We start from the raw sequence: 26,674 nt of genomic DNA, 5'->3' as shown, positions 1-26,674 counted from the left end.
TGCCGGACGGTGCGGGCCGTCTCCGGCGCCGTGCGGGTCGGGGTGCTCACGAAGGATCGACCTCCTCTGTGCGGGTGAGATCGGCGGGAAGGCCGAAGGCATCGGTGCCGTCGACGCGGGTGAGGGACGTGCGGACGAACCGGTCGTCGACGAGGTCGTCGTGCACGGTCGCAGGGTCGAGGCGCGAGAGGAACCGCGTGTCGCCGTCGACGACGGTGTCGTGCATCGCCTCGATCAGCGCCGCGGTGAAGGTCGGGAAGGGGAACGGCTGGTAGCCGATGCGCTGCGGTTGCCACTGCGGGTGCACCGTGCCGGCCTCGCGATCGGGATAGGTCAGCGCCTTCGTGATCGCGGGCAACGGCTGCGGCAGGTATCCGGCGGACAGCATCGCGGCCGCGGCCGGACGGTCGGCGCCGATCTGCAGCTGGGCGGAGACCACGGAGTCGGTGAGGGCCTGCACGGCGACGGGGTCGCGTTCGATCAGGTCCTCGTGCACGAGCAGGGCGCAGCACGCGTGGTCGCGCCACACATCGCCGAGGAAGCGGTGGATCCGCCCCACCCCGCGAACCTCCGCCGCGGCGTTGAACGGATCGGCGACCGTGAACGCGGCGATCGAGCCGTTCGCCAGGGCCGGGATCATGTCGGACGGACCCATGACGACGAGACCCACGGTGCGCGCGGACTTCGACGGCGCCTCCCGCACGACCGGTGTCAGTCCGTGCGCCCGCAGCAGCTGCTGCAGGGCGATGTTGTGGATCGACCACCAGAACGGGATGGCCACCGTCTGCCCGGCGAGATCGCTCAGATCGGTGATGTGCGGGGCGACCGTCAGCGCCGAGCCGTTGGTGTGGTTCCAGCCGAGGATCCGCACGGAACTGCCGAGGCTGTACCGCAACTGGACGGCCATGGGCATGAGCAGGTGCACGACGTCGACGCGTCGGCTGATGAAGGCCTCCGCCAGCGATGCCCAGCTTCGGAAGAGCACCGGCTTCGCGGAATCGACGACGCCGGTGGGATACAGACTCGACCCGTGCGCGACGAGCAGCGGCGCGGCGTCGGTGATCGGCAGGTAACCGATGCGCAACTGCCCCGTGCGGTTGGCGCGGTCGGTGGTCGCGGTGCGCGCGAGGTCGATCGTGCCGGCGATACCACCGGCAGCCGCGAGGCCGAGCGCACCGCGCATGAGGGTGCGACGGCTGAACAGGCCCGAATCGGTCATGTCGCGGACAGCGACGAATCGCGGTAGTGCGCCAGGATGGCCGGACGCAGCGCGTCGCGGTCGAGCGCCGACATGCCGCCGAGCGTCCATTCCTGCTGCACCACGCCCGAACTCCCGAACAGTGCGATGCGGTCGGCGAGTTCGAGCGCCTCGTCGATGTCGTGCGTGACGAGGACCGTCGTGAAACCGAGATCGCGCGCGAGTTCGCCGAGCCACGACCGCAGATCTGAACGGGTGGCCGGGTCGAGGGCGCTGAACGGCTCGTCGAGCAGCAGCAGTCGCGGACGCACCGCGACGGCGCGGATGACGGCGATACGCTGGGCCTGGCCACCGGACAGCTGGTCGGGGTAGTAGCCGGCGAGCGCGGAAAGGCCGAAACGCTCGAGGAGCGAATCGGCGTAGGCGGTGTCGAACCGCTCGCGGTGCGCGGCGAAACGTCCACCGAAGGCGATGTTCTCGCGCACGGTGAGCCACGGCATCAGGAAGGGCTGCTGGAAGACCATTCCGGTGTGCGGACGGTTGTCGCCCTCGGTGTCGGGCCAGTCGACGGAACCGCGATCGAGGTGATCGAGACCCGCGACGATCCGTAGCAGCGTCGACTTGCCGCTACCGCTGCTGCCCAGCACGACGAGGAACTCGCCGGTCGCGATATCCAGGTCCACCCCCTGGAGGACCGGGCTACGGCGGCCGGCGAAACTCTTGTATCCGTTCGTTATTCGTACTGCGACAGTTCCCACCGAAGCTGTCCTTCCGACGGCGATTGAATGGGCAGGAAGGCCGCCTCACGGAATCGGCGGTTGGTGGCGCTGGCCGTCGCGTATCCGGCGCCGCCGCGCAGTGTCGCCTCGAGGCGGGTCGCGGCGACCGCGACGACCGAACCGTCGAGGCGCAGCCGGATGAATTCCGCAGGAGCGATCGAGGCGGGATCGGTGGCGAAGCGGTACAGCCGTTCGCGCAGCGACTCGTAACGCGCCGAAAGTTCTTCGTACTCACCGGTGAACTGTTCGCCGAGTCCGTGCAGGCGGCCGGCCGCCTCGGTGAGCGACGCGCGTGCGATGCCGACGCAGAACGAGGTCTGCAGCATCATGAAGGTGGGACGGATCGAACCGCAGAAGTTCGCGAGATCCTCGGTGAGGATGTGCGACTGCGGAATCCGCACACCGTCGAACTTCAGCGAGGTCGACGACGTGGCACCGAGCGCGAGCAGTTCGGGTGAATCCGCGATGGTGATGCCTTCGGCATCGGCGCGGACCACGGCGACGAGACGATCGCCGTCGGCGGTGCGGGCCGGGAAGACGATCACCGAGTCGGGAAAGACGTTGGACGCCCAGTGGATCGGTCCGGTGACGGTGATGCCGTCGTCGGTCCGTTCGGCGACGAGGGGGAGTTCGCCGAGACCGGCGAGATGCTTGAGGGCCGCGGCCATGGCGGTGACGCCGATCGTGCGACCGGACGCGAGGTCGTCCCGATAACGATCGCGCAGGAACTGCGGTGCGCGGTCGATGTATTCGAGCGCCATGCGCTGCGCCCACAGCGAGAAGCCGACGGTGAGCGATTCGCCGGCGACCTCGTCGATGACCGCGACCATCTCGGAGAGACACTCCCCGTCCAGCCCCTTGCGGAGCAGGCCGAGCTCGCCCGTGCGGGCGATGTCGGTGCGGATGTCGGTTTCTCCGCGATCGAGAGCAGCGGCGCGATCGCGTACGAATTCTGCGATCGCCGCGCGCTGTTGCTCGCTCGCTCGGTCAATGGCCGCGGTCATCGGATGCTTATCCTTCGAGGGAGTGGAGACGGTCGATGGGCGTGCTGACGACCTCGCGGGCACGCACGACGGCGGCCTCGTCGGGGGCGTTGTAGAAGCACAGGCACTTGTCCATGTCCTCGCGGACGTAGGTGCGCAGGAAGCTCACCTCGGGGACGTCGGCGTACTTCGGCGAGTTCGCCTTCTTGCGCGCGAGGTAGGTCTCCATGTCGATCGTGTCGGGGATGTCCCATTCGACGAGGTAACCGGCCTCGGGGCGGGTGGCCTTGATCTGGTCGAGCTCGGCGCCGACGAGACGGACCTCGTTCGGGCCGACGATCTCGGCGACATCGAGGGAGGCCGACTCGAGCTGCGCGGGGCGGCACGCGTCGAACTCGGCGATCGCGAAGACGCGCGTGCCACCGGTGGTGACCTGCGATTCGATCAGTTCGCCGCCGGCAGCGACGACAGCATCGTCGAAGGCCTTGATGGCAGCCTCGGCCTGGCCTTCGGTGGGGACGAGTTCGTAGAGATACAGCGACATGGGGTCACCTTCCGGGAAAGCGGGTTGGAACTGTGACCGGTCCGGGCACGACGGGGCGCCGTTTCGTCTTCGGACGGGGCGACTACGGCATGCGGTGCACGCAGACGAGGCCGGTCAGAGAGTGGAGCGACAACACGCAGCAGTCGACACCCGCACGAGATCCACGTGCAGGCGGCGAGTCAGAAGGCTGTGTGTCACGTGCTCCACCGTACTGTGAATAGAACGGTCTGTCTATCGCGCGCTGTCCGTTACGCTGGGCACGTGCGTACGTTCGTCGAGAGTGAATCAACCGGCACTCCGAAGGGCACGGCCGGTCCGAAGGGGAAAGCCGAGGGGTCGCCGTCCAAGCCCTCACCCGCCACACGCCTGCTCGACACCGCGAGCGCGCTCTTCGCCGAGCACGGCATCCGCGCGGTGGGCATCGACCGCATCCTCGCCGAGGCCGGCGTCGCCCGCGCGAGCCTCTACTCGTCGTACGGGTCGAAGGATGCACTGGTGCTCGCCTATCTGGACGACCTCGACCGGCGCGACCGGCAGCGGTGGCACGCCGCCGTCGAACCGCTCGACGATCCGATCGCGAAGATCCTCACCTTCTTCGATCTCGCGATGCAGTCGGCGCCGAAAAAGAACTTCCGGGGATGCCAGTACGCCAATGCTGCGACCGAGTTCCCTCAGGAACCTCTCGAACCGGTACTCGCGCACCGGGAATGGCTGAAGACGACGCTCGTCGAACTGCTCGACCTCGCTGGGGTGTCCGAACCCGAGGCCGTGGCCCGGCGCGTGCAGTTGATCTACGACGGTGCCCTGTCGGGCAGCAAGTTCGAGCACTCGGTCGAGCCCATCCGGTTCGGTCGCGACATGGCTGCGGCGACCATCGAGGCGCACCTCTCCCGCTGATCCGTGCCGCCGCGGCAGCCTGCGGACTCAGCCCGCAGAGTTGCTCCGCTGCTGTGAGCGCTGCTCGGCGGTGGTGGTCTTCGCCGGCCGCGGCACGAGAGCGCGGAAACACACGCTGGCCAGGACGAAGGTGCCGAGCGTCCCCACCACCGCGGCCACACCCGTCGAACCGGGACGGTCGTCGATGGTGTAGTCGGCCAGTGCGCTGTCGGCGAGCCGATGTTCCTCGACGTCCCGCGCCATGCAATCGCCTGTGAGATCCTCGGCGAGCGAGTCGATCTCGCAGCCGCGTGAGGTGGCCACCTCGAGAGCGCCGGGGGTGTCGACGGCGAGCGGTGCGAGGATCCCCGCGACGACGAGCGAAGTGAACGCCAGGCCGATGAACAGCGTCCCGCGAGCGCGCGGACGCGGAGGCGGGGGCGGCGAGGTGGTCGCGTCGAGAGGATTGACCGGCAGTCGGGTGAGTTGGACGGATTCCGGGGAGATCCGCGCGACGGCGAGGACGACGGCGGCCGTCACCACACCCTCGACCAGCCCGACGGGAATGTGCGTGGCGTAGAGGAATCCGATGTTCGACACCGGCACCGCATAGGTGCCGCCGAGGGCGTACTCGACGACGAAACCCGTCACCGCCGCGAGGACCGAGACGAACCCTGCGACGAACGAGACCAGGCCGAGCATGACGAACCGCCGCACCCCGTGGTGTTCGCACAGTGCGCGCAGTGCCGTCGCGGTGAGGAAACCGGCGGCGATGGCGACGAGCACCATGTTGGTGACGTTGGCGCCCAGAGCCGACAGGCCGCCGTCGGCGAAGACGAAGGCCTGCACCACCAGGACGATCGTCAATGCGACCGCACCCACGAACGGGCCGAGCAGGATCGCCGCGAGTGCGCCGCCCACGACGTGGCCGCTGACGTCCGGCAGCACCGGTACGTCGACCACCTGCAGGGCGAACAGCAGGGCGCAGACCGCCGCCGCGGTCGGCACCGACCTCTTGTTCAGGTCGCTGCGTGCGTACCAGGCGGCGATGCTGACCCCGATCACGGCGATGACGAAGAACCACGCGGATGCGCGGTCGGCGATCAGACCGTCGCCCATGTGCAGGGCGAGGACGTCCGTGCCGGCAAACCCACTCGAATCGACCATCTCCGATGTCCCTCTCGCCGACGGAGTGCTCTGCGGCGAAGGCTAGTACCGGCACGCTGTACGTGGAGCGTTTTCGACTGCCCAGTGGGACGAAAGGGCGGGAGGGAATCGACACCTGTTCTATGTTCGGTGCATGTACGAGTGGTCCGACACAGACCTCATGTTCCGCGACGCACTCCGCGGATTCATCGAGAAGGAAATCCGTCCGCACGTCGACAGTCTCGAGTCGGGAGAATTGCCGCCGTACGACATCATCCGGAAGTTGTACGCGACTTTCGGCATCGACGAGATGGCCCGCGAGTCGCTCGAACGTGCCCTCGCGAAAGAGGAACGCGGAGAGAAGTCTTCGGGATCGTCCGGAGGTACCGGCGGGTCGCCGGGCATGGCGGCGTTGCTCAACATCGAGATCGCCGGGGTGAGCCTCGGGCTCATCGCCTCGCTGGGCGTCAGCCTGGGTCTGACGGCGGGCACGATCCGTAGCCGCGGCACCCTCGCGCAGAAGAAGCGGTGGCTGCCCGAGCTGGTGACCTTCGAGAAGGTCGGTGCGTGGGCGATCACCGAACCCGATTCGGGATCCGACGCCTTCGGCGGGATGAAGACGACGGTGCGCCGCGATGGGGAGGACTACATCCTCAACGGCCAGAAGACCTTCATCACCAACGGTCCGTACGCCGACGTGATCATCGTGTACGCGAAGCTCGACGAGGGGGATCCCTCGGTGGATCGCCGCGACCGCAAGGTGCTCGCATTCGTGCTGGACAAGGGTATGGAAGGGCTCACCCAGAGCCCACCGTTCAAGAAGATGGGCATGAACTCCTCGCCGACGGGCGAGTTGTTCTTCGACAACGTGCGCCTGACCCGCGACCGGCTGCTCGGGGAGACCGAGGACGGCGGTCGCAGTGACGGCAAGGACAGCGCGCGCGAATCCTTCGCCACCGAACGGATCGGCATCGCCTATCTGGCCTTGGGCATCATCGAGCAGTGCTTGAAGCTGTGCACGGAGTACGCGAAATCCCGGAAGCTGTGGGGCAAGGAGATCGCCCAGTTCCAGTTGATCCAGCTCAAGCTCGCCGAGATGGAGATCGCGCGGGTGAACGTCCGCAATATGGTCTTCAGCGCGATCGAGCGCGCGCAGGCGGGGAAGCCGGTGAGCCTGTCGGAGGCGTCGGCGATGAAGCTGTACTCGTCGCGGGCGGCGACCGAGGTGGCGATGGAGGCCGTGCAACTGTTCGGGGGAAACGGATACATGGCCGAATATCGCGTCGAACAACTCGCGCGTGATGCGAAATCGTTGATGATCTACGCCGGTAGTAACGAAATTCAAGTAACACATATCGCGAAGGGATTGCTCGCACAGTAAGCCCTGCATACGGCCACTCGAAATTCGCAAAAAGGACAATTTCCGGGAGGGGGATGACAATTCCCCCGCTGTGTCGACTATTGTTCGCCATGAGAAAAGTTATGCCGGTCACCGACGAGGGGAGTGACCGGTCCGGAGGGGAATCCGAGCGGAAATCGGGGGAGCGATGTACGCGGAACGAAGGGGCGGCGAAAAGCCGCCGGTCACGACGGACGGCAGGAGCGCTCGTGCAGAGCGCACCCGGCAGGCCGTCATAGAGGCTCATATCGCGCTCATCAGGGCGGGAGAGCTCAAACCCACAGGGGCGCAGATCGCCTCGCGGGCGGGGGTGTCCCTGCGATCGTTGTGGGGACACTTCGGCGATCTCGAGACACTGTTCGCCGCCACCGGTGCCGAACTGATGCGGCGCCAGGACGACGCCTACGAGCCGATCGATCCGTCGCTGCCGCTCGACGAACGGATCGACGCCTATTGCCGGCAGCGGGCGGAACTACTCGAATACATCGCGCCGTTCGCGCGGTCGTCCGAGATCCGCGCGCCGTTCTCGCGCGAATTGCAGCGCAACCGCCTGCGCTATCTCGACCGGGCGCGATACGAGATCAGGGCGTTGTTCTCCGACCAGTTCGAGGGCGTCGACGACACCGTCCGCACCCACATCGAGAACCTGCTGGGAGTGTCGACGACCTGGCCCACCTGGGTATCGCTGCGGGACGTACTGCGCCTGTCGGTGCCCGAGGCCGTCGAGGTCATGAAGCGGTCGGTGTCGGCGTTGCTCGCGGAGGCATCCGGAGCAGGCCGGCAGCAGGCGGTGGCCCGTGCTGCGCAGGAGAAGGCCGTGGTCGCACCGCACCGGAGGGCGCAACAGTCCCGGGCGGTGCCGGCGATGACACCGCGGGAACAGGTCGTCGTCCCGGCCTGAGCGCCCGAACCGAGTATCAGCGCGTGTCGGTCGGTTTCCGGCCGGCGCGTGCCGAGAGGAAGGTCTCGACCGCAGGCAGTGCGGCCGAGACCGTCTCGGCATGGTCCACCCCGCGCAGGATCGCGAGTCGCGCACCGGGGACGGTGCGCGACAACGCGCGGGTGTCCTCGACGCGCAGGCGGTCGTCCGATCCGACGACGGCGAGCACGGGCACGTCGATGCCGGCGAGGGTCTCGTCGCCGATTCCCGGTTCCCGATCCGACCGGCGGAAATAGGCGGCGAGAGCCTGCGCGTCGTTCTTCAGGAAGGCCGAGCGTGTCGCGGGATCGACCGGTGTGCGGCGCCGTTTCTCCCAGGCGCGGATGAAACCGTCCATGCCCTCGCGCTCGAGCACGTCGACGGTGCCGGGGAAGAACATCGCGTCCATCGATCCCTGCTGGGGGCGTGCGCTCCCGCCGAGCAGGGTCAGGCTCGCCAACCGCTCCGGAGCGGCGACGGCGAGCGCGAGTCCCGCACGGGCGCCGAACGAATAGCCGACGTAGTGCACCCGGTCGGCTCCCGCCGCGTCCAGGACGGCGAGCAGGTCCCCGACGATCGCGTCCATCGCGTAGGCGTCTTCGTCGTGAGGGGTGTCGCTGCGGCCGTGGCCACGCAGATCGGGCATGACCAGCCGGAAATCTCCGCCGAGCGCCTTCACGTAGCCGAAGGCCCGCCACACCGCCGACGACAGGGCGCTGCCGTGGACCAGCAGCACCACCGGTGCCCCCTTGGGACCTGCCGTGGTGAACCGGATCCGGGTGCCGTCGGCGGGATTCGTCGCGTGGCTCATCCCAGCAGTATCTCCGAACGGCTCATCTTTCGAGTTCGACCGACCGATCCACCATCACCTCCTCGAGGAATCGTTCGTCGTGCGAGACCACCACGAGCGCACCGCTGTAGGCGCGCAGGGCCTGGGTCAGGTGTGCGAGGCCTGCCAGGTCGAGGTTGTTGGTGGGCTCGTCCAGCAGCAGCAACTGCGGAGCGGGATCGGCCGCGAGCACGATCGCGAGCGCGGCCCGCAGTCGTTCCCCACCCGACAGCGCTCCCACGGCGACCTCGGCGTGACGGCCGCGGAACAGGAAGCGCGCCAGACGTGCCCGTACCTGCTGCGGAGTCAGGTGCGGCGCCCGATCCTCGGCGTTCTCCGCGACCGAACGATCGTCGTCGAAGATGTCGAGCCGCTGCGGGAGCAACGCGAAGGGAACATGGGGTTCCGCCTCGACGATGCGGTGCAGCAGGGTCGTCTTCCCCGATCCGTTGGGTCCGCGCAGCGCGATCCGCTCCGGCCCGACGATCTCGAGCGGGGCGTCCGCCACCCGCCGGCCGGGTGGAACCGCGGTCCCGGGCAGGTCGATGCGGATCTCCGGATCGTCGCGCACCGCGTCCTTCGCGCGGTCCAGGTTCTCCCGGGCAGTGGTCAGATCCTCCTCGTGCTCGCGGCGGAAACGCCCGGCGGATTCCTGCGCCTGCCGTTTGCGCGCGCCCATCACGATCTTGGGTTCGCGCTTCTGCTCGTACATCTTCTGCCCGTAGCGTTGCCGCCGGGCGATCGTGACGTGCGCCGCCGCCAGCTCGCGTGCCTGGCGCCGCACGTCGTTGCGGGCGTCCCGCACCGCGGCCCGCGCCGCCTCCTGTTCCTCCGCGACGATCCGTTCGTACTCGCCGAATCCGCCACCGAACAGGCGCAACGCACCGTTGCGCAGTTCGGCGATCGAGTCCGTGCGGTCGAGCAGTTCCCGGTCGTGTCCGGCGACGAGCACCGTTCCGGAGAATCGGTCGAGCGCGTCCTGCAGGCGCGCACGACCGTCGGCGTCGAGATTGTTCGTCGGCTCGTCGAGCAGCAGCACGTCCGGCTCGTCGAGCAGGCGTGCGGTGAAGGCGAGCAGCACGGTCTCCCCGCCGGACAGCTGACCGACGGTGCGGTCGAAATCCCCGGCGTCGTGCAGGATCCGGTCGAGGCCGACGCGATGCATGAGCGCGAGGGCGCGGTCCTCGATGTCCCACCGGTCGGCGACGACCTCGAAGTCCCGATCGTCGAACGATCCGGATTCGATGCGGCGCAGCGACTTTCGTATCTCTCCGATGCCGAGTACGGAATCGACCGGCACCGTCGGATCGAGGGTCACGTCCTGAGGGAGGTAGGCGACCCGTCCTCGCACCGTCGACGAACCGGAGGTCGGGCGGAGTTCACCCGCGATCAGTCGGAGCAGGGTGGTCTTCCCACTTCCGTTGCGGCCCACCAGGCCGATCCGTCCCGCCGGGACGACGGCGTCGAGATCCTGCACGGCGACGGTGCCGTCCGGATGGGCGTAGGAGAGTGCGGACAGCGTGATACCGGATGAAGACATGATGGCTCCCGAAGGGTGAGGGTCGATTGCGCGAGTGCGCGGGGGACGGGACCTCTCACAGGAGCAACGGACTTCTCCGATCGACGGGTACGGGATGCGAACACCATGGTGATACCGCACCGTCCGGTATGCAACCGAATATTTCACCCCGACTCCTACCTGCGGTAACAGGCACGGGCTCGAAAGTGCAGGCATGATCGGGACCGTGCGGATCCGACTGATTGGTATGGGTGTCGCGGCAGCCACGGTGCTGTCGCTGTCGGCGTGTGCGACCGGCCCCGATCAGCCCGAGACGATCGCGGAGGAGTTCGCTGCCGCTCTCGACGCCGGCGACGTCTCCGGCGCGGCGGCGTTGACCACCGATCCGGTGGCAGCGGAGTCCGCGATCGACGCCCTCTTCGCCGGGCTCGGCCACGACGATCCCACCGTGAGTGTCGCGGGGACGGGCGACGGCGACACCTTCGACCTCGACGTGACGTGGACCTTCGCGGAGGGCCGCGACTGGTCGTATCGCACCACCGGCAGCGCGACGGAGGACCCCGAGGCCGACGCGTGGCGGGTCCGCTGGGACCCCGCGGTGCTGTCGCCGGAACTGGCGGGCGGCGCGTCGCTGGAGTATCTGACCACCGTCGGCGCCCCGCCGACGATCTTCGACCGGGCCGGGCGGCCGCTCATGGGAGAGCAGATCGTCACCGTCGTGAACCTCGACGCCACCGCCGATCCCGCCGCGGTCGCTCCCGTGTTGGCCACGGTCGTCCCGACGATCACGGCGGAGAGCCTTGCCGAGCAGGTCACGGCGGCCGCCGGCGGTACTGCGGGTGTGATCACGCTCCGTGAGGAGGACCTCGCACCGATCGAGGAACGCCTCGCCGCGCTGCCCGGCGTGACGCTCGTGCCGCAGACCCGTCTGCTCACCACCGAGCGCGACCTCGCCTCGCCCGTGTGGTCCGGTCTCGCCGAACTCTGGCAGGAGGGGCAGGACGCCTCGGCCGGCTGGGTGATCCGGCGGGTCGCGGCGGACGGCACGACGAGCCAGGTCGCCGGTGAAGCGGGGCCGGAGGCACCCGACCTGACCAGCACGATCGACCTCGACCTGCAGCGACGGGCCGAGGAGGTCCTCGCGAGTTTCGACACCCCCGCGGTGATCGTCGGGATCGAACCCTCGACGGGCGCGATCCGCACGATGGCCCAGAACGACGCGGCCGACGCCGAGGGGCCGATCGCCGCGACCGGCCTCTACCCGCCGGGGTCGACGTTCAAGGTGGTGACGACCGCAGCGGCGCTCGATGCCGGGCTCGCCGAACCCGACACCGTCCTACCGTGCCCGGGCGTCGCCTCGATCGGTTCGCGCACGATCCCCAACGACGAGAACTTCGATCTCGGTCCCGTGCCGCTGCACACCGCGTTCGCGTTCTCGTGCAATACGACGATGGGGCAGCTCGCTCTGGACCTGCCGCCCGACGCCCTGCGTGCCACCGCGGAACGCTTCGGTCTGGGCATCGATTACGTCACGCCCGGTCTCGACACGGTCACGGGTAACGTGCCGGTCGCCGACACCGATGCTGCCCGCGTGGAGGCAGCGATCGGACAGGGTCAGGTGACGGCGTCGCCGTTCGGGATGGCGCTGGTCGCAGCCTCGGCGGCCAACGGCCGCACGCCGGTTCCGACGATCGTGGAGGGGCAGCCGGCGACCGCGGATCGGGACGCCGCACCCATGCCCGAGAACGTGCTCGCGGCACTGCGAGAGATGATGCGCGAGACTGTGATCGAGGGTACAGCCGGCACGTTGCGCGACATTCCCGATCTGACGGGGAAGACGGGGACGGCGGAGTACGGTGACAACGTCGGGGCGCACGGCTGGTTTATCGGATCACAGGATAATCTTGCCTTTGCGGTGTTCGTGTCGGGGGCGGACGGCTCGGCCCCTGCCGTCGAGGCGGCGGGGCGATGGCTGAGGGGGTAGGACGCGTGGCGCAATTGTGATTGGTTCGTGCACAACGCGTGCTGGTATCTCGTGTGACTGAAGTGAAGGTTGTTACATATGAGATTTCGTGATTGGCGGGGGAAGCGGGGGCGCATCGTCGCGCTGGCCGTGTGCCTCGTCGTGGCTGTCGTCGCTCTGACGACGGTTGTGTTCTCGGATTCTCGAAGCGAGGCGCAACGCCTCGTCGACGACTTCGTCGCCGCCCTCGACGATCGTGATGCGGGCGCAGCGGCGGCCCTGACCTCCTACCCGAACGCGGCGGAGGAAACGATCTCGCAGATGTACGACGGTCTGTCCGACGGCACCGTCGACTACGACGTCACCCAGCTCGTCGAACTCAACGACGACTCGGGATACTTCACGCTCTCCGCCGGCTGGAACTTCGGTGAGGGCAAGGACTGGTCGTATCAGGTCACCGGTTCGGTGCGGAAGCTCGCCGTCGGCTGGCGTGTGTCCTGGGACCCGGAGGTCGTCGTCCCCGATCTGTCGGGCGGACGCACCGTCCATCACGTGCGCACCGACGCCGCGCCGCCGAAGATCTTCGACCGCACGGGCCGCCTCCTCATGGAGGAACAGACCATCAACGCCGTGGTGCTCGACCCGGCGGTGATGCCCGATCCCGTCGACACCACGAATCGCCTCGCGGCGGTCCTCGAGCCGGTCGCGCCCGTCATCACCGCCCAGCTGATGCAGGAGCGGATGGCGGAGAACCCCGGCAACCGGATCACCGCGGTCAAGCTCCGCGACCAGGACTACCAGTTCCTCGAGGACGGCATCGTGTCGATCCCCGGCGTCGAGGTGCTCACGACACCCACCCTGATCAGCGCCGATCGGCGGATCTCCACGCCGCTGCTCGACTCGCTGCGCTCGGCCTGGCAGCTCGAACGCGACCGGACAGCGGGCTGGGCGGTCACCCTCGAGGATCCCGAGGACGGCCCGATCCAGGTGGCCGGCTTCCAGGGCCCGCCGCCCCCGGATCTGCAGGCGACCGTCGACTCCCAGGTGCAGCTCGCTGCGAAGGAAGCGGTCGTCACCGCCGGTACCCCGGCCGCGCTGGTCGCCATCCAGCCGTCGACCGGCGGCATCCTCGCCGCCGACGTCAACAACTGGGCCATGGAACTCGGTCCCGTCATCACCCACGGCCTCTACCCGGCCGGCGGTGTTCTCGATCCGGTCCGGCTCGCGGCCGGCCTCGAGCGCGGTGTCGATCCGAACGACGTGGGGTCCGACGACGTCGCCGCGACCGCCCGTCGCCTCGGCCTCGGCGTCGACTACGACGTGCCGGGCTTCGAGTTCGAGACCTCACAGATCGGCCACAACCGGTCCGGAGTGGTCCAGTTCGCCGGATCGGACTCCGACGAGAACCTGATCACGCCGCTCGGCGCCGCGGTGCTCGCCGCCTCGGTCGCACGAGGCAGTGCCGCTGTCCCCACGATCGTGCAGGGCCAGGAGACGGTCGTCCACGACGCCCCCGAGGCGCTGCCCGGCTCGGTGATCGACGCGCTGCGCGGCATGATGGTCGACAACGTGCAGAACGGCCCGGCGTCCTTCCTCCGCGGACACGCCGGTCTCGCGGGTATCGCCGCGGCGAGCGGCGAGGACCGCTGGTTCTTCGGCTACACCGGCGGCGACCTGGCCTTCGCGGTCTTCGTCGCCGATGCCGACGGCGGCGACCGCGCGATCAAGATGGCCGACACCTTCCTGCGCAAGCTCGGAGAACCCCTGCTCGGGGAGTGACCGCCGGAGCCCGGTCCACGGCACACTGATCCGCCGGAGCCCGGTCCACGGCACACTGATCCGCCGGAGGACGGTCCACGGCACACAGGTACGTTGAGCGATCGTGACCGTCCTCGACCTGGCCCTGCTCGTGGTTGCCGGATTCTTCGCGGGTGTCGTCGGGTTCGTCACCGGCCTGGCGTCGATCGTCTCGTATCCGGCGTTGCTCGCCGTCGGCCTCCCGCCGGTCGCGGCGAACGTCACCAACACCGTCGCGATGGTCGGTGTCGGTGTCGGGGCGCTGACGAACTCGGCGCGGGAGGTCGTCGACACCGGCCCCCGCGTGTGGTGGTGGACGCTCTACGCCGCGCTCGGCGGCGTGGTGGGAGCGGCCGTCCTGCTCGTCGCCCCGCCCGACTCGTTCGAGGCGATCGTCCCCGGCTTCGTCGCGCTTGCCGCTCTCGCGCTGCTGCTCCAGCCACGCATCCGCACCCTGGCCGGCGGCCGCGACCTGCCGCGGGTGTTCTCCGTGGCGGTCTTCGTCGTCGCGGTCTACGGCGGATACTTCGGGGCCGGCGCGGGCGTCGTCTTCTACGCGCTGGTGCTGATCTGCACGTCCGAGCAGATCTGGCGCGCGAGCATCCTCAAGAGCTACCTGCTCGGCGTCGCCAACCTGGTCGCGGCGATCGGGTTCGCCGTCTTCGGACCCGTGCACTGGGGAGCGGCGGCCGCGATGGCCGTCGGCGCGTTCGCCGGTGGCTACTGCGGTCCGCCGCTCGTGCGGCGCATACCCCCGAACCTGCTGCGCGTGGGTGTCGCGCTTGCAGGGTTCGGGTTGGCGGTATGGCTCGCTCTCCGCTGAGCGGTGTCTCTGTGCAGCACTCTGTGCGGCGGTGTCACTGCACTGTGTGCAGCGGTGTCACTGCACCGTGTGCAGCGGTGTCACTGCACCGTGTGCAGCGGTGTCACTGCACTCTGTGCAGTCGGTGTCACTGCACGCCGTGCATGAGCTTCTTGATGCGCGGTGCGAACAGGGCCAGCACGATGCCCACTGCGATCGACGCTCCGCCGATCCACAGGTAGTACGGCACCTCGTTGTTCTCGTCGTAGAACCCGGCGAGGGTGCCCGCCATGGCCGTACCGCACGCGACGGACAGGTAGAACAACGCGACCATCTGCGTGTGGAAGTTCTTCGGCGCGAGCTTCGTCGACAGTGACAGTCCGACGGGGGACAGGAACAGCTCGGCGAAGGTGAACAGCAGCAGGATGAAGACGAGTCCGAGCAGCGGAGCGCTGTTGGGGCCACCACCGGCCATGGGGATGAAGCACAGGAAGGCGATACCCATGATGATCGTGCCCGCGGCGAACTTGATGGGCGACGACGGCTGACGCGGTCCGAGCTTGGTCCACACGGCGGCGAAGACACCCGCGAACAGGATGATGAAGACCGGGTTGATCGACTGCACCCAGGACGGCGGGAACTCCCACCCGAACAGGTCGCGGTTCAGGCGCGTGTCGGCGTAGACGGCGACCATCGTGAACTGCTGCTGGAAGAGCGACCAGAACACCGCGCTCGCGATGAACATCGGGATGAACGACAGCACCCGGCTGCGCTCGACCGGGGTGATCTGCTTGCTCGACAGCATGATGACGAAGTAGGTGATCGTCGCGATGATGGTCAGGGCGACGACGATGTCGGACATGTTGCTCGTCGTGACGAGGCCCGTCAGCGCGGCGACCGCGATGAGGACCACGGCGACCAGACCGATCCCGGCCGCTTTCGTACGGGTCTCGGCGGGCAGGGGATGCGGCGGCACCTTGCCGATGTCGCCGAGATGCTTGCGGTAGATCGTGTACTGCAGCAGGCCGAGGAACATGCCGACCGCGGCGAGGCCGAAGCCCCAGTGGAAGCCGTAGCGCGTCTGCAGGAAGCCGGTGAGCAGCGGGCCGACGAGCGCGCCGATGTTCACGCCCATGTAGAAGATGGAGAAGCCGGCGTCGCGTCGGGGGTCCTGCTCGTCGTAGAGATCGCCGACGATCGACGTCGCCGTGGCCTTCAGGCCACCGCTACCGAACGCGACCAGCACCAGGCCGACACCGACCCCCACGAAGCCGGGAAGCACCGCGAGCGCGATGTGGCCGAACATGATGAGCACGGCACTGTAGAACAGGGTTCGTTCGGAACCCAGCAACCGGTCGGCGATCCACGCCCCGAGAATCGTCGACAGGTAGACCGTGCCGCCGTAAGCGCCGACGATGGAGGTCGCGGCCCCCTGACTGATCCCCAACCCGCCCTCGGATGCCGAGTAGTACAGGTAGTAGATCAGGATGCCCTGCATGCCGTAGAAGGAGAATCGCTCCCACATCTCGACACCGAACAGGTTGGCCAGGGGTAGTGGCTGGCCGAAGAACCGATGGTCGGATCGCGACCCGGTCAGAGTAGGTGGTTCCAGCGTGGACATGATCCTTACTGTTCCACCGCACGGGGCGCGAGCGCGAAAAATTCGCGTATCCCGCGGTCGCAGATCACACTTCGGGTACGAGTGTGAGAAACGAGACCGGAAGGTCGGTGAGCGTCGACCGCGGGGCGGTCGGTGGGCGTCGACCGCGGGGCGGTCAGTGAGCGTCGACCTTGCGGCGCTGGAGCAGCCCGACGACGACGCGCCAGCCCACCAGGAACAGACCCAGGAAGATCGTCGCGACGATGATGAAGGCGGTCGCGGTGCCCTGACCGGTGACGGCACGCAGCAGCATCCCGACGACGAGCGTGCTCACCCATACGAGGAGGCCGGTGGGAACGGCCGCGAAGGCGTCGAACTTGTCGCGGTAGAGCCACGCGGTGAGGAACCATCCGACGGTGAGGCCGCCGAGGAACGGCCACGCCGTTCCTGCGAGCCCCACGAGATCGAGCACTTCGTCGTGGCTGGAACGACCGAGCACGGCGAATACGACGACGAGAACGACGTCGATCGCCAACGCCGGGGTGTACTTCTTCACGGGTCCAGAGTAGCGGCGGCGGGGGGCGCGCCGGAATCTCCGGCGCGTGCTCTCGAGCACGATCCGTGCCGGTAGAGCGGGTGGAACACGACAGCGCCCCTGCCGGAGCAGGGGCGCTGTCTGTGAGAGAGGGGTCAGGCCTGCAGGCCGGCCTCGATCTCGAGGGTGATGGTGATCTTGTCGCCGACGACGGCTCCGCCGCCTTCGAGCGGCATCTCGATGCTGATGCCGAAATCCTTGCGGTTGATGACGGTGGTGGCCTCGAAGCCGGCGACCGGGCCCTGGCCCATGCCGGGGTTGACGCCGTTGAACTCGAGCTTCAGGTCGACCGGGCGGGTGACGCCGTGGAGCGTGAAGTCGCCCGTGACGATGTAGTCGTCACCGTCGGCACGCACGTCGGTCGAGGTGAAGGTGGCGACGGGGAACTGCTCGGCGTCGAAGAAGTCGGCGGAGCGGACGTGTGCGTCGCGGTCGGCGTTCTTGGTGTTGATCGACTTGACGTCGATCTCGGCGTTCACCGATGCGGTGCCGTCCTCGGCGACGGTGATGGCGCCGGAGAAGTTCTCGAAGCTGCCGCGCACCTTGCTGACGACGAGGTGGCGGACGGTGAAGCCCACGTTGGAGTGGACGGGGTCGATGGCCCAGGTGCCGGCGGTCAGGCCCGGGAAGGTGGTGGTCGCGGTCGTCATGGCGGCTCTCCTCGAAGTGGTTCAACATTCAACTGCTTGCCTATGACCATGCCACCAAATAGTTGCGTCCGCAACTAGTATGTGACGTGAATCACGCAGGTTCGGGATTCTCCAGAGGGCGACGCCGCCGCTCCAGGGCGCTGCGCTCGTGTTCCGCGCGCTCGGCGATCGGATCGATCTCGTCGGGTCCGTTGCCCCGGTACATCGCGGCGACGGTGGCCCAGCCCGTCAAAGCCACGAACGCGAAGCTCACCATCCGGTACACGAAGACCGCTGCCAGCGACTGCGACGCGCTCAGTCCGGCAGCGGTGAGCGTCGCGATCAGGGTGCCGTCCACGAATCCGAGACCACCCGGCGCGAGCGGCACGCTGCCCACGGCCTTCGCCGCCGCGAACGCGATGAACAATCCCGCCACCGACGGAGAGCCGCCGACGGCCCAGCACGCCAGTCCGAGACACGCGACATCGGCTGCGCGGTGCACGGCCGACCACGCCACGGCGGCCACGCCGTCGCGACGCGCGAGTTCGACGGCCTCGACCTGCGCGAGGGTGCGTTCGAAGACGTCGAAGCCAGTGTCCCTCGGCTTCCTCGTGATGCGGTTGACCCGATGGAGCACCCAGGTGCCCGCCGCTTCGATCGACGTGGGGTTCTTCGCGACGTATCGCAGGCCGAAGATCAACGCGATCGCGCCGGCGAGCGACAACACGAGCGTGACGGGACTGATCCGGCTGCCGACCGCGAACGCGCCGATCATGCCCACCGACGCCAGGGTCACCGCCGCGATGACGCCCGAGACCGCGAGCTGCCACGAGGCGACCACGGGAGTCGCGCCCCACTTGCGGGTCTGCTTGTAGGTGAAGGCCGTGGAGAAGACCGGGCCTGCGGGCAGGGTCACCGCCATCGCCGTGCTGCCGTAGATCACCGACGCCGACCGCCAGTGCCCGACGCGCACCCCGCCGGCGCGGAGCAGTCGCTGCTGTACTCCCGCGAAGCCGCTGAGAGAGATCATCTGAGCCAGCACGGCCGCCGCGAACCAGCCCCAGTGCATCTCCGTGACCGCGCGCCACGAGTCGCTCATCGTCGGCCACAGGTAGATCGCCTCGACCGTCAGCAGAGCAACGAGGGCGATCGCCGACACCCACTTGATCCACCGGAACGAGCCCCGACGCGGCGTGGCGTCGGGGCATGGAGGATCGTCGTGCGGCTGCGCCACGCTGTTCACCGTAACCGACCGTCGGGTCACGAAGAGGGCGCTATGGCCGTTCCGCGTCGTTCGCGGGCGTCGCGGGACGGGCCGTCACTCGTCCGTCGAAGTGTTCGATTCGTCCGTCCCGTTCGCTTCTCCGGGGGCTCCGGGATAGCGGACGGGCCAAGCGAGATGGGTCATCCGCCGCCGGCCGCGCAGCTGCACCTCGTCGCCGAGTTCCCAGTGGCTGCGCTCCTCGTCGTCCGCGAAGTACAACGCGCTCGATGACGCGAGAACCCTGCTCGGACGCAGTTTCGCGAGCTCGGTCAGGCGCGAGGCCTCGTTGACCGGGTCGCCGATCACCGTGTACTCGAAGCGCTCCGCCGCGCCGATGTTGCCGGCCACCGCGAGTCCCGCCGACACGCCGATCCCGACATCGAGTCCGGTGATCTCGTCCAGAGCGAAACGCAGTTCGCGGGCCGCCGCGAGCGCCGCCGTGGGGGCGTCGGGCCGGTCGAGGGGAGCGCCGAAGATCACCAATGCCGCGTCGCCCATGAACTTGTTGACGAAGCCGTGATGGTGGTCGACCACCTCGACGACGACACGGAAGAACTCGTTGAGCAGTTCGACGACCTCGCTCGGCGGGCGCTCGGCGGCCGTCGCCGTCGAACCCACCATGTCGACGAACAGCACCGCGACGTAGCGCGTCTCACCACCGAGTTCGGTGCCGTACTGCAGGGCCCGGCGCGCGACGTCCTCGCCGACGTGCTGACCGAACAACTCCCGCAGACGTCGGCGTTCGTCGGACTCGGCCATCATGCGGTTGAAGCCGACCTGCAGGCGTCCGATCTCACTGCCGTCGAACACCTCGACCTGCACTCCCGAGGCGCCGCGCTGCACGCGTTCGATCGCCCAGCGCAACTGCTTGATCGGGTCGGAGATCTGCGCCGACGTCAGCAGCGACAACACGAGCGCGAGGCCGATCGACGTCACCGCGAGCGCGAGTACGGACAGGGCGAGCGCGTCGGCGTCGAAGTCGGTGTTGGCGCTCAACTGCGTCACGCACAGCAGCACGATCCCGGCGACCGGCATGAGCGTGCCCAGACCCCAGGTCATGGCCAGGCGCGTACCGACGCCGGGAGCCATCGTCCGGTCGAAGTTCCCCTCGCTCAGCGCCCGCGCGGCGACCGGCCGCAGGATGCGTTCACCGAGCATGTAGGTGAAACCGAAGGTGCTGGTCGCGGCCATCGCGACGGTGACCGACACCGCCACCGCGAGCGACGGCATCTCCTCGGCGGTGAGGAAGACGAAGAGCACGCCGCCGAGCAGCCACAGGCCGAGATGCACGATCGCCTGTCGCAGCGGGGCGTGCAGGGCCGCCATCTGCTCCGCACGAGTGGGCGGTCCGCCGCGGAGCTGCCACCGGACGACCGAGCGCAGCGTGATCGCCGCGGCGCCGAGGCTCACGATGCCGGCGAAGACCAGGTACACCGCGAAGACCGCGAAGTTGCGGACCCGATCCGCGATGATGGCGTCGGTCTCGGCGATGGGGATGCCGTACCGGACGAAGGCGAACACGAGCATCGCACCGAACAGGTTCGACGCGCCCATGGAGACCATGTAGAGCGGCCAACGACTCCGCAAGGTGGCGGCGACAGCTCGGTACGACCTCAGCACGACTTCAAATCAAACCACTGTGCGGACGGTCACAGGATGGGGCGGTCACCGTTGGGGGCGAGGAGTGGTTGGATTCACTCGCCCCACCCACCGTGACGAAAGGTGCGAAACGTACACATGAGGCCGTCTCCGACCGGTCCGGATGCGGATGCGCCCCTGTGGCGGGCCGCCCAGGTCTTCCGGCTCGTGACCGTCGCATACGCGGTGGGATCGCAGTTCTCGACCGTCGTCAACTACACCCGCCCGGGCCTGTCGTGGTTCTTCGTCGGGGTGCTCGTGACGTGGTCGCTCGTCTCGGCGGTGCTGCTCTCCCGCGAGGCACGACTGAGGCGCACGGTCACCGTGGTCGACCAGATCCTCGCCGTCGCGTTGATGGCGGCGACCCGGCTGGTCGCCGACCACGACTGGTACAGCAACCACCAGACCATGCCCACCACGCTGTGGGTCGCCAACGCCGTGCTGTCGGCCGCGATTCTCGGCGGTCCGCTCACCGGCATCGGTTCGGCGCTGCTGATGTCCGTCGTCAGTGCGGTGGTGCGCGATCAGATCAACCTGGACCTGTGGCGGGACGCGACGGCGCCCGTGCTCGTCGCGTGCGGTGTGGCGATGGGGTTCGCCACCACCACCGCGCGCAGTGCGCACCGGCAACTCGAGCAGGCCGTGCGCGTGGCAGCGGCCACCGAGGAACGGGACCGGCTCGCCCGCCAGGTGCACGACGGCGTGCTCCAGGTGCTCGCGCTCGTGCAGCGGCGCGGAGGCGAGCTGGGTGGTGGTGCGACGGAGCTCGCCGAGCTGGCCCGCGAACAGGAGACCGCGCTGCGGCAGCTGATCTCCGAACAGGACACCGACGTCGACCGCGGCGGTGAGTACGCCGACCTCACCGCCCTCGTCCGGGCCCGGGCCGGGACCGGTGCGACGGTGTCCGCGCCCGCCGACCCGATCATGATCCCGCGGGATCGAGCGGAGGAACTCGCGGCGCTCACGACCGCGGCGCTGTCGAACACGCAACTGCACGCCGGCGCCGGGGCCGCCGCCTACATCCTGCTCGAGGATCTCGGCGACGAGATCGTGCTCAGCATCCGGGACGACGGCGTCGGGATCGCACCGGGCAGACTCGACGAAGCTCGCGAACAGGGACGCATGGGGGTGTCCAAGTCGATCGTCGGGCGAGCGGAATGGCTCGGCGGCGTCGCACTGCTCGACAGTGACGTAGGCGAAGGAACCGAATGGGAGATCCGGGTACCGAAGGGGGAATGAGTGGCCGAGATCAACGCGGAAGCACACGAGAACACCGCGGAGGAACGCGGCACCGTCAGCGTGATGGTGGTCGACGACCACCCGATCTGGCGCAACGCCGTCGGACGTGACCTCGAGGAGGCCGGGTTCACCGTCGTCGCCGAGGCCGACGGTGTCGCGAGCGCCGCGCGTCGTGCCGCAGTCGTCCGTCCCGACGTCGTGCTCATGGACATGGCGATGCCCGACGGCACCGGCACCGAGGCGACCCGCGCCGTCCTCGAGGTCTCCCCGGACAGCCGGGTACTCGTCCTGTCGGCGTCCTCCGAACGCGACGACGTCCTCGGCGCGGTCAAGGCCGGTGCGTCCGGTTATCTCGTGAAGAGCGCCTCGGTGCACGAGCTCGTCGACGCCGTCCTCGCGACCGCGCGGGGACAGGCCGTCTTCACCCCCGGACTGGCCGGGCTCGTGCTCGGCGAGTACCGCCGGATGTCGAACGACGTCGCAGACCGCCGGCCCCCGCCGACCCTGACCGGACGGGAGACCGAAGTGTTGCGCCTCGTCGCGAAAGGGTTGTCGGCGAAACAGATCGCCGCACGACTGACGCTCAGCCACCGCACCGTGGAGAACCACGTCCAGGCGACGCTGCGCAAACTGCAGCTCGCCAACCGCGTGGAACTCACCCGCTACGTCATCGAACAGGGCCTCGAATAGCACTCGCACGGCGAGTGAGCCGTACCGATCGTCCCGTTAAGCTCGGGGGCATGGAACCGAGGGATCTGCGGGTGTCGGACGCCGAGCGCGAGCACGTCGGCGAACTTCTGCAGCGGGCGGTCGGGCAGGGGATGCTCTCGCTCGGGGAGTTCACCGAACGGATGGACACCGTCCTCGCCGCCAAGACCCGAGGCGACCTGAACCAGGTGCTCGTCGATCTGCCGGGCATCCAGATCCGGCCCGAGTTCCAGGACCAGAACCTGCCGGGCATGTCGCAGCCGCACTACCCCGCACCGAGCGCGACCGGCTACCCCGTGCCGAGCGCGGCCGGCTACCCAACGCCGAGTGCAGGCGCCTATCTCGCGACCGGCCAGGGCGCTCCTCTCGTGATCAAGGGCCGTGTCTCCGGCATCGAACGCAAGGGACGCTGGCACGTGCCGCCCGCCATCGTCCTCGACACCGTCGCGTCCTCCGTGACCCTCGACTTCACCGAAGCGGTGATGCAGACGCAGGTCGTGCGGATCGACGTCAGCGACTACCTCAGCTCGGTCAACATCGTGCTCCCCGCCGAGGCCACAGCCGATGTCAACGGCGTCGAGAACGTCGCGTCGAGCGTGACGTCGAAGGTGCGCGGCGGAGCGCCGTACGGGCCGCTGCACGTCGTAGTGACGGGCAAGGTCCGCGGCGGGAGCTTCAACGTCACCCATCCGCTGTCCACGCGGCTGCGGAAGTTCTTCAACGGCAGCTGACCGACTCCTCGAACACCCGAGGCGACCCGCATGCGGGTCGCCTCGGGTTCGTTCGGGAGGTCAGTCGCGACGCTGCCGGGCGATCAGCTCACTGACGCTGATCGAACGGCCGCTATCGGGACCGTGGCGTCCACGGCTCCGCGACTCCGCGTCGTTCTGCTCCGGCTGCGATTCGTCCGCTCGCGCTTCCTCTCGCTCGCCGGCCGGGTGGGGCGGCTGCGCCTGCCCCCGGGACCGCGAGGGCAGAGGCGGACGAGGACCGCCCTGAGCCGGAGGCTGCATGCCCTGCGTGGGCGGCTGCTGCGTACCCGGCACGGATGGCCGGGCAGGTCCCTGCGCCGAAGGTCGCGGTGCCTCCGGAGTCGGGGGACGCTGCGATTCCGGTGCTGCGGGTCGCTGGGGCTGCGGCGCCGAGGGTCGCTGGGGCTCCGGTGCCGAGGGTCGCTGCGGCTCCGGCGTCGAGGGTCGCTGCGCTCCGGGGGCCGGCGGACGCGGTGCGTCGGATGTGGATGGCCGCGGTGTGTCGGATGCGGGCCGCGGACGCTGCGCGGACGACCCCCCGCCGGGCGACGTGCGGCGCAACTGCGACAACCAGTTCTCGATCGCCTGCGGATCCCGTCCACGACCGGTGCCGGGCTCGCTCGGACGCGACGCCTGGGCGCCGGGCAGAGGCTCCGCATCGCCCGGAACGGCCGGTGGCCGGACGAACGACTGCGGCAGCGGCGGCGGAACTTCCCCGCGCTGACGGCGGGGGAGCGGAGGCACCGACGACGGCGACGACGGGTCGGACGCACCGCGCTGTGTCTGGTCGAGCGCACCGCGCTGTGTGGCATCGAGCGCACCGCGCTGCGTGACATCGCGCTGCGGCATCTCGGGGGCACGACGTTCGGACTTCTCCGGGACACCCTTCTCCGGGACACCGCGCCCCGGAAGAGCCGAGCCGTTGCGCTCGTCCACCGGCGGCCGACCCTCCGGGCGACGACGCGGCTCCGGGACCGGACGCGACGGACGCCCCGGACCCGTACCGGGCTGCACCGGACGGCTCGCCGGCATCGGACGCCCGGCTGCCGGCGGCACCCGTTCGCCGTTGCGCGGAGCAGCAGGAGGACGACCGGACGCGGGCGCGGCCGGACGGACCGAAGGACGGCCCGGAGCCTGGCGTCGCACCGGCGGCGGCGTGAGATCGCGGAGCTTGCGCTGTTCGGCGGCCGGCCTCGGCGGAGCGATCTTGGGCAGCGGCTGCGTGAGGTCGCTGCCGCCCTCGAAGGCACCTGCCGGGAAGCGGTGCGCGCCCGTGGCCGCGACCGTCGCCGGACCGAACATGCCGACGGTGATGAGCTCGGGAACGTCCTCGGGCATCAGTTCGTCGGCGAGGATCGGCTCGCCCAGGCCGATCTTCTCCTGGACCCGCTTCATCCACGCCGGAGCCCACCAGCAGTCGTCGCCGAGCAGCTTCATCACGGCGGGCACGAGGAACATGCGGATGACGGTCGCGTCGATGATCAGCGCGGCGATCATGCCGAACGCGATGTACTTCATCATCACCAGCTCGGAGAACCCGAAGGCGCCGGTGACGACGATGAGGATCAAGGCGGCCGCGGTGATGATGCGACCGGTGTGGGCGGTACCGATACGGATCGACTCGGTGGTGCTCGCCCCCATCGATCTCGCCTCGACCATTCTGGAGAGCAGGAACACCTCGTAGTCGGTCGACAGGCCGTACACGATCGCGATGATCAGCACGAGTACCGGCGACATGATCGGCCCCGGGGTGAAGTTGAGCAGGTCGGCGCCGTGACCGTCGATGAAGATCCAGGTGAGGATGCCCAGCGTCGAGCCCAGACCCAGGGCACTCATCAACACGGCCTTGACCGGCAGCACGAGCGAGCCGAACGCCAGGAACATCAGCAGCGTCGTCAGCAGCACGACGACCAAGACCATCAACGGCAGGGTGTCGAGCAGGGCCGCGATGGAGTCCTGCTCGATCGCCGGGGTGCCGCCGACGAGCACTTCGACACCCTCGGGCCATTCGGCCGCGTGCAGGTACTCGACGGTGTCGGAGGACTCGTTGCGGTCGGTCAGACCGGCCTTGAGCACGCGGACGCCGTCCTTCGCCGGGCCGGTGATCTGGAACTTCTCGACCAGGCCGGGAGCTTCGCTGGCCGTCGTGATGATCTTGTTGAGGTCGCCGCCCTCGGCGCCGCGGACGACGAGCTTGACCGGCTCGGCGCGCTGGCCGGGGAACAGTTCGTCGAAGGTCTCCTGCGCGACGCGCGTGGGGTGCTCGGGCGGCAGGTAGGTCTCGTTGATGCCGCCGAACTTGATGCCGGTCAGCGGCATGATGAGCAGCAGCAGACCGATGACCGTCGGGATGGTCACCTTCATCGGGTTGACCATCACCCAGCGGCAGAGGCGGCCGAGGAAACTGTTCTCGACCTGCTCGTTCGACTGGATCTGCCCGAAGCGTTTCATGCCGAACCTGTCGATGCGCCTGCCGAGGATGCTCAGGATGGCGGGCAGGATCGTGATCGACAGCAGGGCGGCCAGCGAGACCGCCGAGATCGCGCCGTAGGCGACCGACTTGAGGAAGCCCTGCGGGAACAGCACGAGGCCACCGAGGCTGGTGACCACCATCGTCGCCGAGAACACCACCGTGCGACCTGCGGTGACGACGGTGCGTCGCACCGCCGCCGGGGTGTCGTAGCCCTCGGCGAGTTCCTCACGGAAACGCGACACCATGAACAGGCCGTAGTCGATCGCCAGACCCAGGCCGATCAGCGAGACGACCGGCGCGACGAACGAGTTGACCTCGGTGAAGTTGGTGATCAACCGGACGATGCCGTTCGCCGCGACGATCGTGAGACCACCGGTGATCAGCGGGAGCGCGGCCGCGACGACACCGCCGAAGACGAAGAACAACAGGATTCCGACGGCGGGGATCGCGAGGATCTCCATGCGCTTGATGTCGTTGGCCATCGTGTCGTTCAGCGCGCCGGAGATCGGCTGCAGACCGGCGAGCTGCACGTCGACGCCGTCGATGTAGAACGCGTCCTTGACCTCGCGGAAGTTGCCGGTCAGTTCCGTGTCGTCCTCGCCGGCGATGGCGATCGACGCGATCGCGTGCTGGCGCGACGGGTCGGCCAGGGTCGGCAGCGACGGTGCGTTGTCGGTGGGCCAGTACGCACCGTTGATCTTGAGGATTTCGTCGGGGTGCTCGGCGACCAGCGAGTTCAGGCTGTCGGTGACCTTCGCGGAGAACGCGGGATCGTCGACCGTGCTGCCCTCGGGTGCCGTGTACAGCACCAGCACGTCGCCCGCGGTGTCGCGGCCGAAGGTGCCGTCGGCGAGCTTGGCAGCGGCGACGGACTCCGAACCGGGATCGTCCCAGCCGCTCTGGCTGAGGTGATCGTTCAGGCTCAGCCCGTACCCGGCGAGCGCGAGCAGCCCCGCGACCATCACCGCAATGACGGTGAAGCGCGCGCGGTAGACGAGCTCTCCCCAACGGTCGAACACGTA

23 protein-coding genes are annotated in these 26,674 nt (G+C 68.7%); 9 read left to right on the top strand and 14 right to left on the bottom strand.

Features of this window, described 5'->3' with window-relative positions; translation table 11 throughout:
* Positions 1–46: 46 nt before the first annotated feature.
* The 5 genes from B9C99_RS13945 to B9C99_RS26365 form a co-directional block, all read right to left on the bottom strand.
* Positions 47–1,219 carry an ABC transporter substrate-binding protein gene (locus B9C99_RS13945; RefSeq protein ID WP_088898275.1) on the bottom strand — a complete coding sequence of 391 codons (1,173 nt, stop codon included), beginning with the start codon at positions 1,217–1,219 and terminating at the stop codon, positions 47–49.
* Positions 1,216–1,956, bottom strand: a complete 741-nt coding sequence (locus B9C99_RS13940; RefSeq protein ID WP_172414956.1) for an ABC transporter ATP-binding protein — start codon at positions 1,954–1,956, stop codon at positions 1,216–1,218. Before B9C99_RS13940 ends, B9C99_RS13945 begins: the two co-directional genes overlap by 4 nt.
* Entirely contained in the window at positions 1,932–2,981 is a 1,050-nt protein-coding gene (locus tag B9C99_RS13935; RefSeq protein ID WP_088898274.1) for an acyl-CoA dehydrogenase family protein, read from the bottom strand. Before B9C99_RS13935 ends, B9C99_RS13940 begins: the two co-directional genes overlap by 25 nt.
* A 7-nt stretch (positions 2,982–2,988) precedes the next feature.
* The gene (locus B9C99_RS13930) at positions 2,989–3,504 is read right to left on the bottom strand and encodes a DUF4242 domain-containing protein (protein WP_016694511.1); all 516 of its coding nucleotides are present in this window, start codon (positions 3,502–3,504) and stop codon (positions 2,989–2,991) included.
* Between the two features lie 114 nt (positions 3,505–3,618).
* Positions 3,619–3,702, bottom strand: a complete 84-nt coding sequence (locus tag B9C99_RS26365) for a putative leader peptide (protein WP_367301599.1) — start codon at positions 3,700–3,702, stop codon at positions 3,619–3,621.
* Between the two features lie 168 nt (positions 3,703–3,870).
* Here B9C99_RS26365 and B9C99_RS13925 point away from each other — a divergent pair, with 168 nt between their 5' ends.
* Entirely contained in the window at positions 3,871–4,401 is a 531-nt protein-coding gene (locus B9C99_RS13925; protein WP_253250082.1) for a TetR/AcrR family transcriptional regulator, read from the top strand.
* 27 nt (positions 4,402–4,428) lie between these two features.
* On the opposite strand, the gene B9C99_RS13920 is transcribed toward B9C99_RS13925, so the two are convergent.
* A complete protein-coding gene (locus B9C99_RS13920; RefSeq protein WP_088898272.1) occupies positions 4,429–5,547 on the bottom strand; it encodes an energy-coupling factor ABC transporter permease in 1,119 nt (372 codons plus the stop codon).
* A gap of 133 nt (positions 5,548–5,680) precedes the next feature.
* Between B9C99_RS13920 and B9C99_RS13915 the strand changes: the two genes are divergently transcribed.
* Both B9C99_RS13915 and B9C99_RS13910 read left to right on the top strand, forming a co-directional pair.
* Entirely contained in the window at positions 5,681–6,907 is a 1,227-nt protein-coding gene (locus B9C99_RS13915; protein ID WP_088898271.1) for an acyl-CoA dehydrogenase family protein, read from the top strand.
* Positions 6,908–7,073: 166 nt separating this feature from the next.
* Entirely contained in the window at positions 7,074–7,826 is a 753-nt protein-coding gene (locus B9C99_RS13910) for a TetR/AcrR family transcriptional regulator (RefSeq protein ID WP_253250074.1), read from the top strand.
* A 16-nt stretch (positions 7,827–7,842) separates the two neighbouring features.
* Here the strand turns inward: B9C99_RS13910 and B9C99_RS13905 are convergent, their stop codons facing one another.
* Entirely contained in the window at positions 7,843–8,655 is an 813-nt protein-coding gene (locus tag B9C99_RS13905; RefSeq protein ID WP_088898270.1) for an alpha/beta fold hydrolase, read from the bottom strand.
* A gap of 22 nt (positions 8,656–8,677) precedes the next feature.
* Positions 8,678–10,213: an ABC-F family ATP-binding cassette domain-containing protein gene (locus tag B9C99_RS13900; protein ID WP_088898269.1), complete on the bottom strand. Its 1,536-nt coding sequence runs from the start codon at positions 10,211–10,213 to the stop codon at positions 8,678–8,680.
* A gap of 193 nt (positions 10,214–10,406) precedes the next feature.
* Between B9C99_RS13900 and B9C99_RS13895 the strand changes: the two genes are divergently transcribed.
* From B9C99_RS13895 to B9C99_RS13885, 3 genes are all read left to right on the top strand, one after another.
* Positions 10,407–12,176: a penicillin-binding transpeptidase domain-containing protein gene (locus tag B9C99_RS13895; protein WP_088898268.1), complete on the top strand. Its 1,770-nt coding sequence runs from the start codon at positions 10,407–10,409 to the stop codon at positions 12,174–12,176.
* A gap of 78 nt (positions 12,177–12,254) precedes the next feature.
* Positions 12,255–13,934 carry an NTF2-like N-terminal transpeptidase domain-containing protein gene (locus B9C99_RS13890; protein WP_253250073.1) on the top strand — a complete coding sequence of 560 codons (1,680 nt, stop codon included), beginning with the start codon at positions 12,255–12,257 and terminating at the stop codon, positions 13,932–13,934.
* A gap of 103 nt (positions 13,935–14,037) precedes the next feature.
* Positions 14,038–14,775, top strand: a complete 738-nt coding sequence (locus tag B9C99_RS13885; protein WP_006552709.1) for a sulfite exporter TauE/SafE family protein — start codon at positions 14,038–14,040, stop codon at positions 14,773–14,775.
* Positions 14,776–14,902: 127 nt separating this feature from the next.
* On the opposite strand, the gene B9C99_RS13880 is transcribed toward B9C99_RS13885, so the two are convergent.
* The 5 genes from B9C99_RS13880 to B9C99_RS13860 all read right to left on the bottom strand — a co-directional run bounded on the left by B9C99_RS13880 (position 14,903) and on the right by B9C99_RS13860 (position 20,405).
* On the bottom strand, positions 14,903–16,375 hold the full coding sequence (locus tag B9C99_RS13880; protein ID WP_037191483.1) for a peptide MFS transporter: 1,473 nt from the start codon (positions 16,373–16,375) through the stop codon (positions 14,903–14,905).
* A 154-nt stretch (positions 16,376–16,529) separates the two neighbouring features.
* The gene (locus B9C99_RS13875) at positions 16,530–16,910 is read right to left on the bottom strand and encodes a DUF3054 domain-containing protein (protein ID WP_016694523.1); all 381 of its coding nucleotides are present in this window, start codon (positions 16,908–16,910) and stop codon (positions 16,530–16,532) included.
* Between the two features lie 134 nt (positions 16,911–17,044).
* Positions 17,045–17,599, bottom strand: a complete 555-nt coding sequence (locus B9C99_RS13870; RefSeq protein ID WP_016694524.1) for a YceI family protein — start codon at positions 17,597–17,599, stop codon at positions 17,045–17,047.
* Positions 17,600–17,690: 91 nt separating this feature from the next.
* A complete protein-coding gene (locus tag B9C99_RS13865) occupies positions 17,691–18,812 on the bottom strand; it encodes a YbhN family protein (protein ID WP_026061639.1) in 1,122 nt (373 codons plus the stop codon).
* A gap of 84 nt (positions 18,813–18,896) precedes the next feature.
* Positions 18,897–20,405 (bottom strand): adenylate/guanylate cyclase domain-containing protein, encoded by a 1,509-nt coding sequence (locus tag B9C99_RS13860; RefSeq protein WP_019290866.1) that lies wholly within the window; start codon positions 20,403–20,405, stop codon positions 18,897–18,899.
* Between the two features lie 174 nt (positions 20,406–20,579).
* Between B9C99_RS13860 and macS the strand changes: the two genes are divergently transcribed.
* From macS to B9C99_RS13845, 3 genes are all read left to right on the top strand, one after another.
* The gene (macS, locus tag B9C99_RS13855) at positions 20,580–21,719 is read left to right on the top strand and encodes a DUF5931 domain-containing protein (protein ID WP_088898266.1); all 1,140 of its coding nucleotides are present in this window, start codon (positions 20,580–20,582) and stop codon (positions 21,717–21,719) included.
* Between the two features lie 63 nt (positions 21,720–21,782).
* Positions 21,783–22,409, top strand: coding sequence for a response regulator transcription factor (locus tag B9C99_RS13850; protein WP_060650815.1), 627 nt, complete (start codon positions 21,783–21,785; stop codon positions 22,407–22,409).
* A gap of 50 nt (positions 22,410–22,459) precedes the next feature.
* Entirely contained in the window at positions 22,460–23,158 is a 699-nt protein-coding gene (locus B9C99_RS13845; protein WP_088898265.1) for a DUF1707 domain-containing protein, read from the top strand.
* Between the two features lie 60 nt (positions 23,159–23,218).
* On the opposite strand, the gene B9C99_RS13840 is transcribed toward B9C99_RS13845, so the two are convergent.
* Positions 23,219–26,671, bottom strand: a complete 3,453-nt coding sequence (locus B9C99_RS13840; RefSeq protein ID WP_088898264.1) for an MMPL family transporter — start codon at positions 26,669–26,671, stop codon at positions 23,219–23,221.
* Between the last annotated feature and the right edge of the window lie 3 nt (positions 26,672–26,674).

The organism is Rhodococcus sp. BUPNP1 (assembly GCF_002215235.1).
In the GTDB taxonomy this organism is placed as follows: Bacteria; Actinomycetota; Actinomycetes; order Mycobacteriales; family Mycobacteriaceae; genus Rhodococcus.
The sequence above is the reverse complement of the archived record's forward strand: the minus strand, read 5'-3'. Positions and strand labels throughout refer to the sequence as shown.

Excerpts from the sequence above, each read along its gene's own strand:
- B9C99_RS13945 (WP_088898275.1), bottom strand. The coding sequence starts at position 1,219 with ATGACCGATTCGGGCCTGTTCAGCCGTCGCACCCTCATGCGCGGTGCG.
- B9C99_RS13935 (WP_088898274.1), bottom strand. The coding sequence starts at position 2,981 with ATGACCGCGGCCATTGACCGAGCGAGCGAGCAACAGCGCGCGGCGATC.
- B9C99_RS13930 (WP_016694511.1), bottom strand. The coding sequence starts at position 3,504 with ATGTCGCTGTATCTCTACGAACTCGTCCCCACCGAAGGCCAGGCCGAG.
- B9C99_RS13920 (WP_088898272.1), bottom strand. The coding sequence starts at position 5,547 with ATGGTCGATTCGAGTGGGTTTGCCGGCACGGACGTCCTCGCCCTGCAC.
- B9C99_RS13915 (WP_088898271.1), top strand. The coding sequence starts at position 5,681 with ATGTACGAGTGGTCCGACACAGACCTCATGTTCCGCGACGCACTCCGC.
- B9C99_RS13910 (WP_253250074.1), top strand. The coding sequence starts at position 7,074 with ATGTACGCGGAACGAAGGGGCGGCGAAAAGCCGCCGGTCACGACGGAC.
- B9C99_RS13905 (WP_088898270.1), bottom strand. The coding sequence starts at position 8,655 with ATGAGCCACGCGACGAATCCCGCCGACGGCACCCGGATCCGGTTCACC.
- B9C99_RS13900 (WP_088898269.1), bottom strand. The coding sequence starts at position 10,213 with ATGTCTTCATCCGGTATCACGCTGTCCGCACTCTCCTACGCCCATCCG.
- B9C99_RS13895 (WP_088898268.1), top strand. The coding sequence starts at position 10,407 with ATGATCGGGACCGTGCGGATCCGACTGATTGGTATGGGTGTCGCGGCA.
- B9C99_RS13890 (WP_253250073.1), top strand. The coding sequence starts at position 12,255 with ATGAGATTTCGTGATTGGCGGGGGAAGCGGGGGCGCATCGTCGCGCTG.
- B9C99_RS13880 (WP_037191483.1), bottom strand. The coding sequence starts at position 16,375 with ATGTCCACGCTGGAACCACCTACTCTGACCGGGTCGCGATCCGACCAT.
- B9C99_RS13870 (WP_016694524.1), bottom strand. The coding sequence starts at position 17,599 with ATGACGACCGCGACCACCACCTTCCCGGGCCTGACCGCCGGCACCTGG.
- B9C99_RS13860 (WP_019290866.1), bottom strand. The coding sequence starts at position 20,405 with ATGGTCTCCATGGGCGCGTCGAACCTGTTCGGTGCGATGCTCGTGTTC.
- macS (WP_088898266.1), top strand. The coding sequence starts at position 20,580 with ATGAGGCCGTCTCCGACCGGTCCGGATGCGGATGCGCCCCTGTGGCGG.
- B9C99_RS13850 (WP_060650815.1), top strand. The coding sequence starts at position 21,783 with ATGGTGGTCGACGACCACCCGATCTGGCGCAACGCCGTCGGACGTGAC.
- B9C99_RS13845 (WP_088898265.1), top strand. The coding sequence starts at position 22,460 with ATGGAACCGAGGGATCTGCGGGTGTCGGACGCCGAGCGCGAGCACGTC.